The 14,524-nt window shown below is 67.9% G+C and carries 12 protein-coding genes and 1 tRNA gene; 10 read left to right on the forward strand and 3 right to left on the reverse strand.

The features are described from left to right. Window positions 1–4: 4 nt before the first annotated feature. Together ABZX37_RS43895 and ABZX37_RS43900 are read right to left on the reverse strand one after the other, a co-directional pair. Window positions 5–2,326 (reverse strand): hydantoinase B/oxoprolinase family protein, encoded by a 2,322-nt coding sequence (locus ABZX37_RS43895; protein WP_354750105.1) that lies wholly within the window; start codon window positions 2,324–2,326, stop codon window positions 5–7. 19 nt (window positions 2,327–2,345) lie between these two features. Beyond that, window positions 2,346–4,454, reverse strand: coding sequence for a hydantoinase/oxoprolinase family protein (locus tag ABZX37_RS43900; RefSeq protein ID WP_354750106.1), 2,109 nt, complete (start codon window positions 4,452–4,454; stop codon window positions 2,346–2,348). A gap of 162 nt (window positions 4,455–4,616) precedes the next feature. On the opposite strand from ABZX37_RS43900, the gene ABZX37_RS43905 reads away from it, so the two are divergent. From ABZX37_RS43905 to ABZX37_RS43920, 4 genes are read left to right on the forward strand one after another with little or no spacing between them, the layout of a single operon-like run. Continuing rightward, on the forward strand, window positions 4,617–5,363 hold the full coding sequence (locus ABZX37_RS43905; protein ID WP_354750108.1) for a maleate cis-trans isomerase: 747 nt from the start codon (window positions 4,617–4,619) through the stop codon (window positions 5,361–5,363). A gap of 13 nt (window positions 5,364–5,376) precedes the next feature. After that, entirely contained in the window at window positions 5,377–5,997 is a 621-nt protein-coding gene (locus ABZX37_RS43910; RefSeq protein ID WP_354750110.1) for a VOC family protein, read from the forward strand. After that, entirely contained in the window at window positions 5,994–6,239 is a 246-nt protein-coding gene (locus tag ABZX37_RS43915) for a hypothetical protein (protein ID WP_354750112.1), read from the forward strand. The genes ABZX37_RS43910 and ABZX37_RS43915 overlap by 4 nt, the downstream gene beginning before the upstream one ends. Further along, entirely contained in the window at window positions 6,236–7,465 is a 1,230-nt protein-coding gene (locus ABZX37_RS43920; RefSeq protein ID WP_354750114.1) for an alpha/beta hydrolase, read from the forward strand. The genes ABZX37_RS43915 and ABZX37_RS43920 overlap by 4 nt, the downstream gene beginning before the upstream one ends. Before the next feature lie 373 nt (window positions 7,466–7,838). Here the strand turns inward: ABZX37_RS43920 and ABZX37_RS43925 are convergent. Then, a tRNA-Leu gene (locus tag ABZX37_RS43925) sits at window positions 7,839–7,912 on the reverse strand. A 206-nt stretch (window positions 7,913–8,118) separates the two neighbouring features. Here ABZX37_RS43925 and ABZX37_RS43930 point away from each other — a divergent pair. The 6 genes from ABZX37_RS43930 (at window position 8,119) to ABZX37_RS43955 (ending at window position 14,397) form a co-directional block, all read left to right on the forward strand. Beyond that, window positions 8,119–8,733, forward strand: coding sequence for a response regulator (locus ABZX37_RS43930; protein ID WP_009079762.1), 615 nt, complete (start codon window positions 8,119–8,121; stop codon window positions 8,731–8,733). Between the two features lie 613 nt (window positions 8,734–9,346). Continuing rightward, entirely contained in the window at window positions 9,347–10,522 is a 1,176-nt protein-coding gene (locus ABZX37_RS43935) for a branched-chain amino acid ABC transporter substrate-binding protein (RefSeq protein ID WP_354750121.1), read from the forward strand. 93 nt (window positions 10,523–10,615) lie between these two features. Then, window positions 10,616–11,629, forward strand: a complete 1,014-nt coding sequence (locus ABZX37_RS43940; RefSeq protein WP_344286446.1) for a branched-chain amino acid ABC transporter permease — start codon at window positions 10,616–10,618, stop codon at window positions 11,627–11,629. Further along, window positions 11,626–12,771 (forward strand): branched-chain amino acid ABC transporter permease, encoded by a 1,146-nt coding sequence (locus tag ABZX37_RS43945; protein ID WP_354750116.1) that lies wholly within the window; start codon window positions 11,626–11,628, stop codon window positions 12,769–12,771. The genes ABZX37_RS43940 and ABZX37_RS43945 overlap by 4 nt, the downstream gene beginning before the upstream one ends. Beyond that, window positions 12,768–13,697 carry an ABC transporter ATP-binding protein gene (locus tag ABZX37_RS43950; RefSeq protein WP_354750118.1) on the forward strand — a complete coding sequence of 310 codons (930 nt, stop codon included), beginning with the start codon at window positions 12,768–12,770 and terminating at the stop codon, window positions 13,695–13,697. Before ABZX37_RS43945 ends, ABZX37_RS43950 begins: the two co-directional genes overlap by 4 nt. After that, window positions 13,684–14,397 (forward strand): ABC transporter ATP-binding protein, encoded by a 714-nt coding sequence (locus ABZX37_RS43955; RefSeq protein ID WP_116203489.1) that lies wholly within the window; start codon window positions 13,684–13,686, stop codon window positions 14,395–14,397. Before ABZX37_RS43950 ends, ABZX37_RS43955 begins: the two co-directional genes overlap by 14 nt. The last annotated feature ends 127 nt before the right edge of the window (window positions 14,398–14,524 follow it).

The following is a 14,524-nucleotide window of genomic DNA, read 5'->3' on the forward strand; positions in this document are numbered from 1 at the left end:
CTCCTCAGTCGATCGGCGCGGCGGGCAGCAGCGCGGTCAGTTCGCCGACGTGGTCGGGGTGGTCGGCCGGGACGACTCCGGAGTAGACCGCGGACCAGCAGCCCGGGCAGCACTGCTGGCGGAACACGACCTCGGCGTCCACGTACTCCGACGGAGCGGAGACGACCTGTGGTCCCGCCGTGCTCGACGGCCCCTCGTAGCGGGCCAGCGAGAGCTTGCCGGATTTGGTGTCGCCCAGCAGCCGTCCGCAGTGCGCACAAGCGATCACGCGGGCTTCGCCGATGGCGACCTCGGCCAGGTTGTCGTCGATCCGGCGGGCGTTGCGCAGATCCACCGTCGCCTCTTGGGAAAGCGGTGTCTCGGAACGGTCGCGCCGCTCGTCCAGCATGCTCGCCCGCAAGTCGGCGGTCGCCGCTTGGTCGAGTTCGCCGTTCGCGATCACGACGCCGTAGTTGGTGCGGGCGCCCTCGGCGGTCACCTTGCCGTTGATCACGTCCCAGGCCACCGCGTCGGCCTCGCGCCGCAGCGGATCGCCGTAGCCTCCGCCGCCCTGCCAGTGCATGTACAGCACCTCGCCGGGAGCCAGGTAGCTCTCCGCGTAGCAGGCGCCGATTTCCTTGGTGCCGTTCAGTTCGTCGAGGCTGCCGGGCAGTTGACCCGAAGAGAGCAGTTCCCGCACCCCGGAATCGCGCGCCAGGATTTCGAGACCGGTGTTGCCGGGGAGACCGCCGGCGAGGCCGCCGTTCTGCGCTACCGCCTTCCCCGCTGAAGCGAACACCAATCCCATCGGCAAGCTGCTGCCGTACGGGGTGACCGCGAGCGAAGCGCTCACCCCGCCGCGCATGCGGCCCGGACCGCCCGAATCGGGCTCTTCCCGGCGCCAGAGCGTCAGCAGCGGGTAGAGGAATTCGGTCATTTCGGTGTCCGGGATCCGGCCCATCGGGATGCAGAACAGGCCGCCGGTGTCCATGCCGTCGGCCACCGGGCGCGCGCCGTAGCCGCCCGCCATGGGCTCCATCATGATGTTCAGGAACGGCACCGGCTGCTCGCCGCGCTGATCCAGCCCGGCGACGATGGCGGTGTCCCAGGTGCCGCAGCACGAGGCCTGGACGTTCTTGCCGAGGTCGACGTCGCGGTCGAGCATCTGCGCGAGGCATTCGGCGATCAGGTTCCCGGTGAGCCAGGCCGGTCCGATCGGGCCCCGGCTGACCGCGGCGGGGAAGGTGGCGTTGTTGATCGTGCCTTCCTCGGAGATCAGGTCGAAACAGCGCATCAGCCCGCCCGCGGCCCACGGGATGTCCCCGGCCAGGATGGGCAGCAGCGCGAGCATCACGCCGCCGCGCATGCCGGCGTAGGTGCAGTTGATGACGCCGGTCTGCGGGTCGGTGCCGGTGAAGTCGAAGACCAGCCGGTCGGCGGACTTGGTCATCGCGACGGTGATCTTGTGCAGCCCGCGGTCGCCGGTCGAGGCCTGGTCCTGGTAGCCGGTGGCTTTCCAGGTCCCGTCGGGCAGGCCGCTCAGCTTGGCGCGCAGCCGCGATTCGGAGTCGTTCATCATCCGCTTCATCACGGCCTTGACGGTGTCCGCGCCGTACTGCGCGATCACCGCGAGGAGCCGGTCGCGGCCGACGGTGTTGGCGCCGATCTTGGCGCGCAGGTCGAGGCCGACGAGCATCGGCACGCGCGAGCGGCGGGTCCACGCGTCGGCGACGTCGCGCTGCAGGACGCGGTCGCGGACCACCTTGATCGGCGGTGTGGGCACCGATTCGGAGAAGACGTCCTTGGCCCCCGGGTCGAACGAGCCGAGGCCGGAGCCGCCGAGGTCCGGTTCGTGGCAGATGGCGCTGGTCCACGCGAACAGCTTGCCCTCGTGGAAAATCGGCTGGTACACGATGACGTCGCTCTGGTGCAGCCCGCCGCCGACCCACGGGTCGTTGCAGAGGAACATGTCGCCGTCGGCGATGCCCGGGTTCTCCGAGCGGTTCTCCAGCGTCCAGTAGATCGCGAGGTCGACCGCGCCGACCAGCATCGTGTTGTAGAGGCCGACCTGGACCTCTTGGCCCACCTCGTCGCTGACGGCGAAGTCGAAGTCGTTGGCGTCGGTGACGATCGGGGAGCCGGACATGCGCTTGAGCGCTTCGCCCATCTCGTCGGTGACCGACCACAGCCGGTGCCGGATGACCTCGTAGGTGAGCGGGTCGACGGCGTCGATCTGCTCCTGGGTGACGGTGTGCAGGGGGACGGTGCCGCCGACCGCGCGGCTGAGCGCGTCCGGGTCGAGCGGGCGGCTGGAGAAGATTTCCGAGCCGGGGATCGGTGCGGTCATGCCAGTTCTCCTTGGTCGCTCAGGCCCGCTCGAGCGCGATGTGCAGGTTGCCGAGCCGGTCGATGGTTCCGGTGGTGTCGTGCGGGACCACGACGGTGGTGGTGGGCACCTCGATCACCGCGGGACCGCGCAGCACGTGGCCTGCGCGGAGCTTGGTGTAGTCGTAGATGGCGGTGTCGGCGTAGCCGCGGCTGGCGCCGAGACACACCTTCCGGGTTCCGGTGAGAGCCGCGGCGGCGTCCGCGGAATCGGCCTTTTCCAGCTCCGGCAGCGTCGGCGAAAACGGCAGGACGCCGGTGCCGCGCACGCGATAGGTGATGGCCTGGATGCCCGCCTCGCGGAACCCGCTGTCCTTGCCGTAGAGCGCGGCGTACCGCGCCTCGAACAGATCCGCCGCCTTGGCCACGTCCTCGGCGGCCAGGTCGCCGTTGGGGATCGAGGTCGCCACCTCGGCTAGCTGCATCGTGTAGCGCATGTCGATCTCTCGCTCGATTTCCACGGACGAGAACTGCATGCCCTGCCGTTCGAGCAGCGCACGGACCTCGGCTTCGAGCTCATCGAAGTTGCGCTGCACGCGGGCCGGGTCCAGCGGAAGCGCCGCCGGATCGGAAAGTTCCTTGGCCAGCACGATGTCCGACGAGGCGAGCCCGTACGCGGAGAACGCGGAGGCGACTTGGCCCAGCGGCACCACGACATCGGTCGCGCCGATCTCCTGCGCGTACAGACCGCAGTGCGCGGGTCCGGAACCGCCGAAGGCGTAGACGATGAAGTCGCGCGGGTCGTGTCCGGCCTCGACCACCGTTTTCCGCAGCAGGTCGCCGGTCTGTGCGTTCTGCACCTCGTAGATCGCCGCGGCGGCTTCTTCGACGCTCAGCCCGAGCGGCTCCGCGATGCGGGTGCGGATCGCGTCGCGGGCGAGCCCGACATCGAGCGCCCGTCGCCCGCCCAGCAGACCGCGCTCCGGAATGATCCCCAGGACCAGGTTCGCGTCGGTGTTCGTGGGTTCGGTGCCGCCGTTGCCGTAGCAGGCCGGGCCGGGTATCGCCTGCGCGCTGTGCGGGCCGATCTGCAGATTGCCGCCCGCGTCGATCCACGCGATCGCGCCGCCGCCGGAACCGATCGCGTGCACTTCCAGCGTGGGCACGTTGATCGGATGGTGGTTGATGATCGTGGTCGACGACCGCACCGGTTCGCCGTCGACGACGAGCCCGGCCAGGAAGGTGGTGCCGCCCGCGTCGGTGGCGATGATGTTGCGGTGGCCCAGTTGCTCGCCGAGCGACACCGCGCCGACCACTCCGCCGGTGAGCACCGAGCCGACCGTGGAGATCGCGTTGCCCGGAGCCTCGGCGGCCGCGACGGCACCGCCGTTGCTCTGCATCACCAGCAGCGGTCCGGACAGGGTTTCCTTGCGCAGCTTGCTTTCCAGCTCGCCGAGGTAGTCCCGGAGGCCGGGTCCGACCTGGGTGCTCATGATGGTGGTCGCGTTGCGCGCGAACTCGCGGATGCGCGGGGACACCTCGCTGGAGATCGCCACGAACAGGCCGGGGTCGATCTCGTGCGCGATCTCCCGGATCCGCTGTTCGTGCGCGGGATTGCGGAACGACCACAGCAGGGACACCGCGATCGCCGAGATGCCGTCGGCGACGAGGGCGCGCACCGCGTCGCGGACCTCGTCCTCGTTCAGCGGGACGACGACCCGGCCGTCGCGGTCGACGCGCTCGGTGACCTCCAGCGCGTGGCGCTTGCGGACCAGTCCGTGCGATTTGCTCTGCGCGATGGGGTTCTGGAGTTCCTCCGGCGCGCGCCCGAGATAGCGGCCCTCGACGTTCATGATGTAGATCGAGTCGCGGTGGCCCTTGGTCGTCAGGAAGCCGATGTCCGGGACGCGGTTCATCACCAGCGCGTTGAGCGACGAGGTGGTGCCGTGCGCGATGTGGTGGGTGTTCGCCAGCATCTCCGCCACCGGTACGCCGAGCTGCTCCGCGAGCACGCCGAGCACGTCCATCACGCCGTCGGAATAGTCCGGCGGGGTCGAGGGGGTCTTGCCCGCGATCAGCAGGCCTTCGCCGTCGTCGAGGACGGCGTCCGTGAACGTGCCGCCGACGTCCACTCCGATTACGTATGCCATCCGCTCTCCCTTGAGCTGACTGATCCGGGTGACTCAGATCACTGGTTCGACTAATGCGTCGATTATTCGACGCTGACGCAGAAAAAGTCAAGCAAGACGGCTTGACTGATTGACGCTCGCGTCGAATACTCGACACAGACGCAAGAAATTGAAGGGATCCTCATGAGCACCCACCGGATCGGGCTCGTCGTACCGAGCAGCAACGTCACCGTCGAGACCGAGATGCCGGCGCTGCTCGCGAGGCACCGCTGCGCGGACTTCTCGTTCCACTCGACGCGGATGCGCATGCACACCGTCTCGCCGGCCGGGCTGGCGGCGATGAACGCCCAGCGCGAGCGATGCGTCATGGAGATCGCGGACGCCTCGCCGGAGGTGATCCTGTACGCCTGCCTGGTGGCCGTCATGGTCGGCGGTCCGGGGGAGCATCGGCGAGTCGAATCCGCCGTCGCCGAGCAGCTCGCCACCGGCGGATCCGAGGCCCTCGTCCGGTCCAGCGCGGGTGCGCTCGCGGAGGGCCTGCGCGCGCTCGGCGCCCGGCGGGTCGCCCTGGTGACGCCGTATCTGAAGCCGCTCGCGCAGCAGGTGGTCGAGTACCTCGAAGCCGAGGGTTTCGAGATCGCCGACTGGCGCGCGCTCGAAGTGTCCGACAACAACGAGGTCGGCTGCATCCCCGGCGACCGGGTCATGGCGGCCGCGCGGTCGCTCGATCTGTCCGATGTGGACGCTCTGGTCCTCAGCTGCTGCGTGCAGATGCCCTCGCTCAGCCTGATCGAGCCCGCCGAGCAGGAGTTCGGGATTCCCGTCCTGTCCGCCGCGACCGCGGGCGCGTACAGCATTCTGCGCAGCCTCGGCCTCGACGTCTCGATCGACGGCGCGGGCAGCCTCCTGCGCGCCCACGCCACCGTCTGAAAGGAGAACCGGCATGTCCGAAGCACATCTGGTTAAGGGCGTCGACCACGTCGCCTTCCCCACCTTCGACCCGGCGGGGACAGTCCGTTTCTACCGGGACACCCTCGGTTTCCCCGTGGTGCACTCGATCTGCGCCGCCGGCTGGGGTCCGGAACAGCACCCGGACTTCATCCACTTCTTCTTCGACATCGGCAACAACGACCGGCTCGCGTTCTTCTACTACTTCGGGCTTGAGCAGTTCGAAGGCGGCCCGCAGGGCGATGTGTACGCGAAGTTCTCCGAGGACGTGCCGCTGTTCTTCATCCGCTCGCGCCACCTCGCGATCCACGTGGACAGCGAGGAGCACCTCCTGGAGTACCGCCGCCGCCTCGACGGGAGCGAGTGGCCGGTCGAAATGCAGATCCAGCACGAGACCATCGAGTCGATCTACACCCACGACCCCAACGGCTACATGGTCGAGATCACCCGCGCCCTGCGCCCGGTGACGCCGCAGGAGGACCTCGACGCGAACATCACCATCGACGCACTGGTCGACGTTGTGTCCGGCCCCGCGCCGTCGATGGACGCGCTCCTGGTCCGGAAGGCTGAGCTGATCGTCGAGCGGGCTTCGGCTCCGGAGGTGCCCGCGCGATGACCGCCGTGTTCTTGCTGGACGTCCCAGAAAACCGGCCGATCGTGGCTGTTGCTGCCGAGGCCGACACCGTCACAGTCGACCGGGTCGGGTCCTATTTCAAAGTCAGCGCACCAGGCCCGATCGTCATCGACCGCCGCGCCACCGGCTGTCGGCACGCTGTTTGGTACAGCAGCCTCGCGGGCCTGCTGGACGCGAAAATCACCCAGTGGGACAAGGACGCACTGCGGCTGGAAGAACGATGACCGCGCGTCTTGGCGCAGGACGGTACATCGACGCGGCCGAAATCCCCTCCGGCACAATCACTTCCGCGCACGAACTCGCCACCGCAGACAGCGCGAAGATCTCCGGCGTGCTGCGGACACAGCCCGGCGCTCGCACGGTCGTGTCGATCATGCACCCCCGCATGGACACGACCCACCACGTGCTTGTCCCGGAGCTGCTGGCGCGGGGTTTCGCGGTGTGGACGCAAGGCACCCGATCGCCGAACAACGACCTGAACCTGATCCACGAACAGGCGCTTCTCGACGTCGCGGCCGGACAGGTTTTCCTGCGGGACAAGGGATTTTCCTCCCGGATCACCCTCGGCCACTCCGGCGGCGGCACCCTGTTCGCCTTCTATCACCAGCAGGCCGGGCTCGCCCCGGAACACCGGATCGCCACCGCCCCGTCCGGCCGCCCGGTCGACCTGGCGTCCGCCGATTTGCCTCTTCCCGACGGTGCCGTCTTCCTTGCCCCGCACCCAGGACAAGGCGCGCTGCTGCAGCGGCTGATCGACCCGTCCGTCGCCGACGAAGCAGACCCGCTGTCCGTGCTAGATGACCTCGACCCGTTCGCGACAGCCAACGGTTTCGCCGTCCCCCCAACGTCTTCCGCCTACTCCGCGGACTTCGTCGAGCGCTACCGCGCCGCGCAAGCGGACCGGATCGCCCGGATCGACGCCGAAGCCCGCGCCCGAGTCGCGCTCGCCGACGAAGCGCGGGCCCGCTTCAAGACCACCCAAGACCCCGCGGACCGCCGGGCTTCCGTGGCCCCTCGGATCCTCACGATCTACCGAACCGATGCCGACCTGCGTTTCGTCGACCTGTCCCTGGACCCGAACGAGCGCCCGTACGGCTCGCTGTTCGGCCGCCGCCCCGACCTCACCGACTACGGCCTGGTCGGTTTCGCCCGGCTGGTCACCCCGGAAGCGTGGCTGTCGACCTGGTCGGCGAACACGACCAACGCCGACTTCCTGCGCTGCGCTCCCGGCGTGCGAACCCCGTCGCTGTTCGTGGAACTCACCGGCGACGCAGCCTGTTTCCCGGCCGACGCGAAGGCGATGGTCGCCGCACTAGGCACCCACGACGTCGACCATCGCCGCGTAGCCGGAACCCACTTCGGCGGCCCGCTCCGCCCCGGCGAACCCACCGGCGCCAGCCTCGCGGCGGCGGAGATCGGCGAATGGCTCGCGGAGCGCTTCCCCGGGTGACGAAGGCGCGACAAGCTCCTGCCTGAAACAGAAAGCCATCGGCCCCGTCGAGCATCCGTGCTCCTCCAGAAGTCTCCTCCTGAAACTGAAGGAAGCACGCCACGGCTGACGCGACAGACTGGTCATCGCGGCGACGCGCCCGGAGCTTCCGGCGCGCACTGATTTCGACTGCCGGAGCTGGCTGAACTGCCGCATTGATCAGCTGAGGCGTGCGCCAGCCGTCCGGTCGCGGCTTCCGCCGGGGCGCGCAGCCTCCCGCCTAAGTCACTGGGGTATGCGAACCTGCACCGGTTGACCTGCGGAAATGTCGCGCAAGCGCGCTGCGCGGTCGCGGCGTTAACCCACTGAGGCGGGAAAACAAAGGAAAGTCGAGTAGCCCCGGTGAGATTCGAACTCACACTGGACGGGTTTTGAATCCGTTGCCTCTGCCAGTTGGGCTACGGGGCCGTAGTACCGGAAACTCTACGGGATCCGTCTTCCCGGCCGGCGACCGGGTCCGGTGATCGGCGGTGATCGACTTGGGGCCGGGGCTGGGTGTCTCCCGCCACTTCGTGGTGAACGCCATCGTGGGATCTGGATCGGTCCCGGTACGCTGGGCTCTCGCGGGTGACCGCGTGTCGAAGACGTCCCGCCGAGCCTTCAGGAGGACACCGGTGACCGAACAGGCTGCCGAGTCGAACGGCGCCGCCGCCGGCGTGCCGCAGCGACGGGTGCTCGTCGCGGAAGACGAGGCGCTCATCCGGCTCGACCTGGTGGAAATGCTGCGCGAAGAGGGCTACGAGGTCGTCGGCGAGGCCGGCGACGGCGAGGAGGCCATCGCGCTGGCCACCGACCTCAAGCCGGACCTCGTGATCCTCGACGTCAAGATGCCGAAGCTCGACGGCATCGAGGCGGCCGCGCGGATCACCGGCGACCGGATCGCGCCGGTCGTCATTCTCACCGCGTTCAGCCAGCGCGACCTCGTCGAACGGGCCCGTGACGCGGGCACCATGGCGTACCTGGTGAAACCGTTCGCCAAACGCGACCTCGTGCCCGCCATCGAGCTGGCCGTCAGCCGGTTCTCCGAGCTGCAGGCCCTCGAGGCCGAGGTCGCCGGGCTCACCGACCGGCTCGAGACCCGCAAGGTCATCGACCGGGCGAAGGGCCTGCTGATGAGCCGCCAGGGGCTCACCGAACCGGACGCGTTCCGCTGGATCCAGCGCACCGCGATGGACCGGCGCACCACGATGAAGGCCGTCGCCGAGGCGGTCGTCGAAAGCATCGGCTGAGCGACAGGCACTGAAAAAGCGGGCGTGACCAACGGGTCGCGCCCGCTTTTCGCTGCCCGAAACCGGAGATCGCGCCGGAGAGTGACCGCCCGGACCCGGAGTGCGCTCCCGGCCAGCGGGACCCCGCCCGTTTTGCCGCGTCCGTCCGCCAGCGCCGTGTCGCGCCGAAACTTGGCTGCTGACCAGCGAAAACCCTTCTGCCGCACCGGCCCCGGACCCACCCGCGCGGGTTGATCCGCCCTGCGCGAAAGGGCAAGGTTGCTACCTTGGAGGCCGGGGCATCGTGGTGTCGGTCACGGTGACGGAGGGGATGTTCCTAGACTGCCCCCATTGATCGGACGTCTGGTCAAGGTCCTTTCGAGGGGTGCTCGGACACGAAGAGTCATTCACTCGGTCGTTGCAATAAGACGATCGAGTGTAAATCGTCCGTTAATTCTCGTGACGACCGTCACGATGTGGATACAAGACTCGCTGTGACTCTGTGCAACACCTCACCCGGCGGCTACGTTCAGCGCCCAGTCGAAGTCCCACGCAGGGACCCGCCGTTCCCCGGGAACGTCGCGGGTGGCATTTGGAGGAACGAGTGCAGAGAGCACGACTCACTAAGGTCATCGTGCTGGCCGCGGCGGGAGTCATCTCCCTTGGCGCCTGTTCGGCGCGGACCGGCGGTGACTCGGGTGGCGACAGCGGCGCGCCGCAGGCCGCGGCCCCGTCGGCGGCGGCGAACGCGGCGGACCCGGCGGGAGACGGCAAGGCGCAGTGCGCGCCGACCTCGATCGCCTACGCCGGCACGATCAACGGCGCGAACGCGGCCCTTGGCCAGAACATCCTCAAGGGCGCGAAGCTGGCGGTCGACCAGCACAACAAGGCGAACCCGGGCTGCCAGGTCAAGCTGGAGCAGTTCGACACCGAGGGCACCCCGGACAAGGCGCCGGGCATCGTGACCCAGATCGTCAACACCCCGGGCATCGTCGGCGTCATCGGCCTCCCGTTCTCGGGCGAGTCGAAGGCCGCGGGCAACATCTTCAACTCCGCGGGCCTCGTCGCCGTGACCCCGTCCGCGACCAACCCGTCGCTCGCGCAGAACGGCTGGAAGACCTTCTTCCGCGCACTGGGCAACGACAACGCGCAGGGCCCGGCCGCCGCGAAGTTCATCACCGGCGAGCTCAAGGCCAGCAAGGTCTGCGTCATCGAGGACGACTCCGAGTACGGCACCGGCCTCGCCGCCTCGACCATCAAGGCGCTCGGCGACAAGGCGACCTGCCAGGACAAGGTCAAGACGAAGCAGACCGACTTCTCCGCCGTGGTCAACAAGATCAAGGGCGAGAAGCCGGACGCGATCTTCTACTCGGGCTACTACCAGGAAGCCGCCCCGTTCGCGCAGCAGCTGAACGACGCCGGCGTCAAGGCGAAGTTCGTCGGCCCGGACGGCGTGAAGGACGACCTGTTCGTGAAGGGCGCCGGCGACGCCGCCGCCAACGCGTACTTCACCTGCCCCTGCGTCCCGGCTGACCAGTTCACCAAGTTCACCGACGCCTACAAGGCGGCGACCGGCGTCGACCCGGGCACCTACTCGCCCGAGGCCTACGACGTCGCGACGATCCTGCTGAAGGGCATCGACGCCGGCAAGAAGACCCGCGCCGATCTGCTGGACTACGTGAAGACCTACGACGGCCAGGGCATCACGAAGCACTTCAAGTGGGACGACCACGGCGAGCTGTCCGCGACCACCGTGTGGACCTACAAGGTGGACAACGGAAAGATCGTCCGCAACACCGAGATCAAGTAGCTCACCGCTTTCGGTTCCAGTACCGGGGTGCGGGCCAGGCGGCTGATCCCGCCTGGCCCGCACCCCGGACCCACATGGAGAACTAGTGTGTCGATGACCCCTGACCTCAGTTCGCTCGTCCTCGCGCAGGGCGGCGGCAGCTGGATCACCTTCGACGTGAATTCGTTCCTGAACCAGTTCTGGGACAACACGATCGACGGTCTTTCCTACGGCAGCATTTACGCGCTCGTGGCGCTGGGCTACACCCTCGTCTACGGCGTGCTCAAACTCATCAACTTCGCCCACTCCGAGGTGTTCATCTACGGCGCCTTCGCGACGTGGTTCACCTTCTACGGCTTGGGTTTCCGCTCCGGCGCGACCCCCGATCTGCCGATCTTCGAACTGATCGGCTTCCTGCTGCTCGCGCTCATCGCGTCGATGGCGGTGTCCGGCGGCACCGCGGTCGTGCTGGAACGCGTGGCCTACCGGCCGCTGCGCAAACGCAAGGCGCCCCGGCTGGTCTTCCTGATCACCGCGATCGGCGCCTCTTTCGTGCTGCAGCAGATCCTCTTCATCTGGCGCGGCGGCAACCCGGAGAACAGCATCCGCTTGCTGCGCAACGACGAGGTCTTCACGATCTTCGGCGGCAGCGTCACGATCGTCACCATCATCACCGTGGTGGCGTCGATCCTGCTGATGGTCGGCACGGACATGTTCGTCAACCGCACCAAGTTCGGTCGCGGCATCCGCGCGGTGGCGCAGGACCCGGACACCGCGACGCTGATGGGCGTCAACAAGGAACGCGTCATCACGCTCACGTTCCTCATCGGCGGCCTGCTGGCCGGCGCGGCGGCGCTGTTCTACATGATGAAGATCCCGCAGGGCGCCTCGTACCAGGGCGGCTTCATCCTCGGCATCAAGGCGTTCACCGCCGCGGTGCTCGGCGGCATCGGCAACCTGCGCGGCGCGCTGCTCGGCGGCCTGCTGCTCGGGGTAGTGGAGAACTACGGGCAGTCGCTGTTCGGCGGCGCGTGGCGCGACGTCGTCGCGTTCGCCCTGCTGGTGCTGATCCTGATGTTCCGCCCGACCGGCATTCTCGGCGAATCGCTCGGAAAGGCACGGGTATGACGACGACCACGACGCCGCCCGCCGCTCCGGCGAAGGCGCGCCGCCGTCCCGTTTCGGACTGGTGGAACCGGCTGTCCCGCGTCCAGCAGTGGGGCGTGCTCATCCCGCTGGTGGCGCTGGTCTACCTGCTGCCGGTGCTGAACCCGCCGCTGATCACCACCCAGCCCGGGTACGACTTCCCGATCGCGATGTTCGAGGTGTCCCGCTACGCGCTGGTCGCCATCGGGCTCAACATCGTGGTCGGCCAGGCGGGTCTGCTCGACCTCGGCTACGTCGGGTTCTTCGCGATCGGCGCCTACGTGATGGCGCTCTTCACGAGCCCGGACTCGTCGCTGGCGAAGCTGCCGTTCCTCGTCGTGCTGCCGATCGCGATGGTGGTCACGATGATCTTCGGGGTCGTCCTCGGGACGCCGACGCTGCGACTGCGCGGCGATTACCTGGCGATCGTCACGCTGGGCTTCGGCGAGATCGTGCGGCTGCTGGCCGACAACATCGACCCGCTGCGCGGCAACCGTGGTTTCCAGGGCGTCGGGCATCCGCCGGGCGTGAAGGCGGACGGCAATCCGCTCTTCAACAACACCGACGGCATCCCGTGGTATTGGCTCTGCGTCACGATCATCATCGTCATCCTGTTCGTGGTCGGGAACCTGGAGCGCAGCCGCGTCGGCCGCGCGTGGGTCGCGATCCGCGACGACGAGGACGCGGCCGAGATCATGGGCGTGCCGACGTTCAAGTTCAAGATCTGGGCGTTCGTCGGCGGCGCCGCGGTCGGCGGCCTCTCCGGCGCGCTGTACGCGGGGCAGTTGGGCTTCGTGAACAACCAGAAGTTCGACGTGGTCACGTCGATGCTGTTCCTGGCCGCGGTCATTCTCGGCGGCGCGGGCAACAAGGTCGGCGTGCTGCTGGGCGCGATCGTGGTGGCCTACGTGCCGCTGCGGTTCCAGGCGATCGCGGAGTACAAGTACCTGATCTTCGGACTCGCGCTGATCGTCCTGATGATCTTTCGCCCGCAGGGCCTGCTCGGCGCGCGGCAGCGGCTGCTCGCGTACGGCAGGCAGGCGTACCAGCGGCTGCTCGGCAAGGGCGAGCAGGTCAGCAGCGACGGTTCGCTGGCGTCCGACAACCCGGGGGAGAAGGCATGACGGTCCCTGGCAACGGAAACGGGCCCGAGGTCCCGGCCGAGGGCGGCCTCGTGGCCGAGGTCGCGAACATGACCGCCGACGAGCTCGCCGAGCACGAGGCCGAGGTCGCCGAGGTCGTCGCGCCGGACCGGGAGATCCAGGCCGATTACGGGCAGACGCTGCTCAAGGTCGACGACGTCACCGTCCGCTTCGGCGGCCTGGTGGCGCTGGACTCGGTGTCCTTCGAGATCCGGCGCGGCGAGATCCTCGGCCTGATCGGGCCGAACGGCGCGGGCAAGACCACCTGCTTCAACGCGATGACCGGCGTCTACCGGCCGTCCTCGGGGCAGGTGCTGCTCGAGGACAAGCCGCTCGGCAAGGCGTCGCGGCACGGGATCACCCAGCTCGGCATCGCCAGGACGTTCCAGAACATCCGGCTGTTTTCCGAGATGACCGCGCTGGAGAACGTGGTCGTCGGCACCGACGCGCGGCACAAGACCAGCCTGCTCGGTGCGCTCCTGCGGGTCCCGCGGCACCACCGCGAGGAGAAGCAGGCGATCGAGAAGGCCATGGCGCTGCTGGAATTCGTCGGCATCGCCGACCGGGCGGCGGACCGCGCGAAGAACCTGCCGTACGGCTATCAGCGGCGGTTGGAGATCGCGCGGGCGCTGGCCACCGAGCCGAAGCTGCTGTGCCTCGACGAGCCGGCCGCCGGGTTCAACCCGGCGGAGAAGGAAGAGCTCATGGGGCTGATCCGGACGATCCGCGACGACGGCTACACCGTCCTGCTGATCGAACACGACATGAAGCTCGTCATGGGCGTCACCGACCGGATCGTGGTGCTGGAGTTCGGCAAGAAGATCGCCGACGGGCTTCCCGCCGAGATCCGGGAGAACCCCGCCGTGATCGCCGCTTACCTGGGAGTTCCCGACGATGACGTTGCTTGAGCTTTCCGACGTTTCCGTCCACTATGGACGGATCCAGGCCGTGTCCGGGTTGTCCATCACGGTCAACGAGGGCGAGATCGTCACCCTCATCGGGGCGAACGGCGCCGGCAAATCGACCACGATGCGGGCGATTTCCGGCATCCGGCCGATTTCCGGCGGAGCTATCCGGTTCGACGGCGAGGACATTTCGCGGCTGCGCGGGGATTTGCGTGTGGTTCGCGGGATTTCTCAGGCGCCGGAGGGTCGGGGGATTTTCCCTGGCATGACGGTGCTCGAGAATCTGGACATGGGCGCTTATGCGCGCAAGGACCGGAAAAATCTGCAGCCGGACTTTGACCGGGTGTTCGAGTTGTTTCCGCGGTTGGCTGAGCGGAAGACTCAGGTCGGCGGGACGATGTCCGGGGGTGAGCAGCAGATGCTTGCCATTGGGCGGGCGTTGATGGCCAAGCCTCGGTTGTTGTTGCTGGACGAGCCTTCGATGGGGTTGGCGCCGCAGTTCATTCAGCAGATTTTCCGGATTATCACGGAGATCAATCGGCAGGGGACTACGGTGCTGCTGGTTGAGCAGAATGCGCAGCAGGCGTTGTCTCGGGCGCATCGGGCTTATGTGCTGGAGACTGGGCAGATCACGAAGACTGGTACTGGGCAGGAGTTGCTGGCTGATACCAGTATCAAGGAGGCTTATCTCGGGGTTGGGTGAGTTCTCGGGCGGCTCGTCGCCTGGCGGCGACATTGCGTTTGGATGGCGAGACGGGCACCCCGAAGCTTGATTGTGACTACGGCGCGGGGGTGTTTGTCAAGGCGGGAAAGATGCCTTGACAAACACC

Source organism: Amycolatopsis sp. NPDC004079 (assembly GCF_040610415.1).
GTDB classification, from domain to species: domain Bacteria; phylum Actinomycetota; class Actinomycetes; order Mycobacteriales; family Pseudonocardiaceae; genus Amycolatopsis; species Amycolatopsis halotolerans.

Bases quoted from the DNA above. Each gene is read 5' to 3' on its own strand.
- ABZX37_RS43895 (WP_354750105.1), bottom strand. From the start codon at position 2,326: ATGACCGCACCGATCCCCGGCTCGGAAATCTTCTCCAGCCGCCCGCTC.
- ABZX37_RS43900 (WP_354750106.1), bottom strand. From the start codon at position 4,454: ATGGCATACGTAATCGGAGTGGACGTCGGCGGCACGTTCACGGACGCC.
- ABZX37_RS43905 (WP_354750108.1), top strand. From the start codon at position 4,617: ATGAGCACCCACCGGATCGGGCTCGTCGTACCGAGCAGCAACGTCACC.
- ABZX37_RS43910 (WP_354750110.1), top strand. From the start codon at position 5,377: ATGTCCGAAGCACATCTGGTTAAGGGCGTCGACCACGTCGCCTTCCCC.
- ABZX37_RS43915 (WP_354750112.1), top strand. From the start codon at position 5,994: ATGACCGCCGTGTTCTTGCTGGACGTCCCAGAAAACCGGCCGATCGTG.
- ABZX37_RS43920 (WP_354750114.1), top strand. From the start codon at position 6,236: ATGACCGCGCGTCTTGGCGCAGGACGGTACATCGACGCGGCCGAAATC.
- ABZX37_RS43940 (WP_344286446.1), top strand. From the start codon at position 10,616: ATGACCCCTGACCTCAGTTCGCTCGTCCTCGCGCAGGGCGGCGGCAGC.
- ABZX37_RS43945 (WP_354750116.1), top strand. From the start codon at position 11,626: ATGACGACGACCACGACGCCGCCCGCCGCTCCGGCGAAGGCGCGCCGC.
- ABZX37_RS43950 (WP_354750118.1), top strand. From the start codon at position 12,768: ATGACGGTCCCTGGCAACGGAAACGGGCCCGAGGTCCCGGCCGAGGGC.
- ABZX37_RS43955 (WP_116203489.1), top strand. From the start codon at position 13,684: ATGACGTTGCTTGAGCTTTCCGACGTTTCCGTCCACTATGGACGGATC.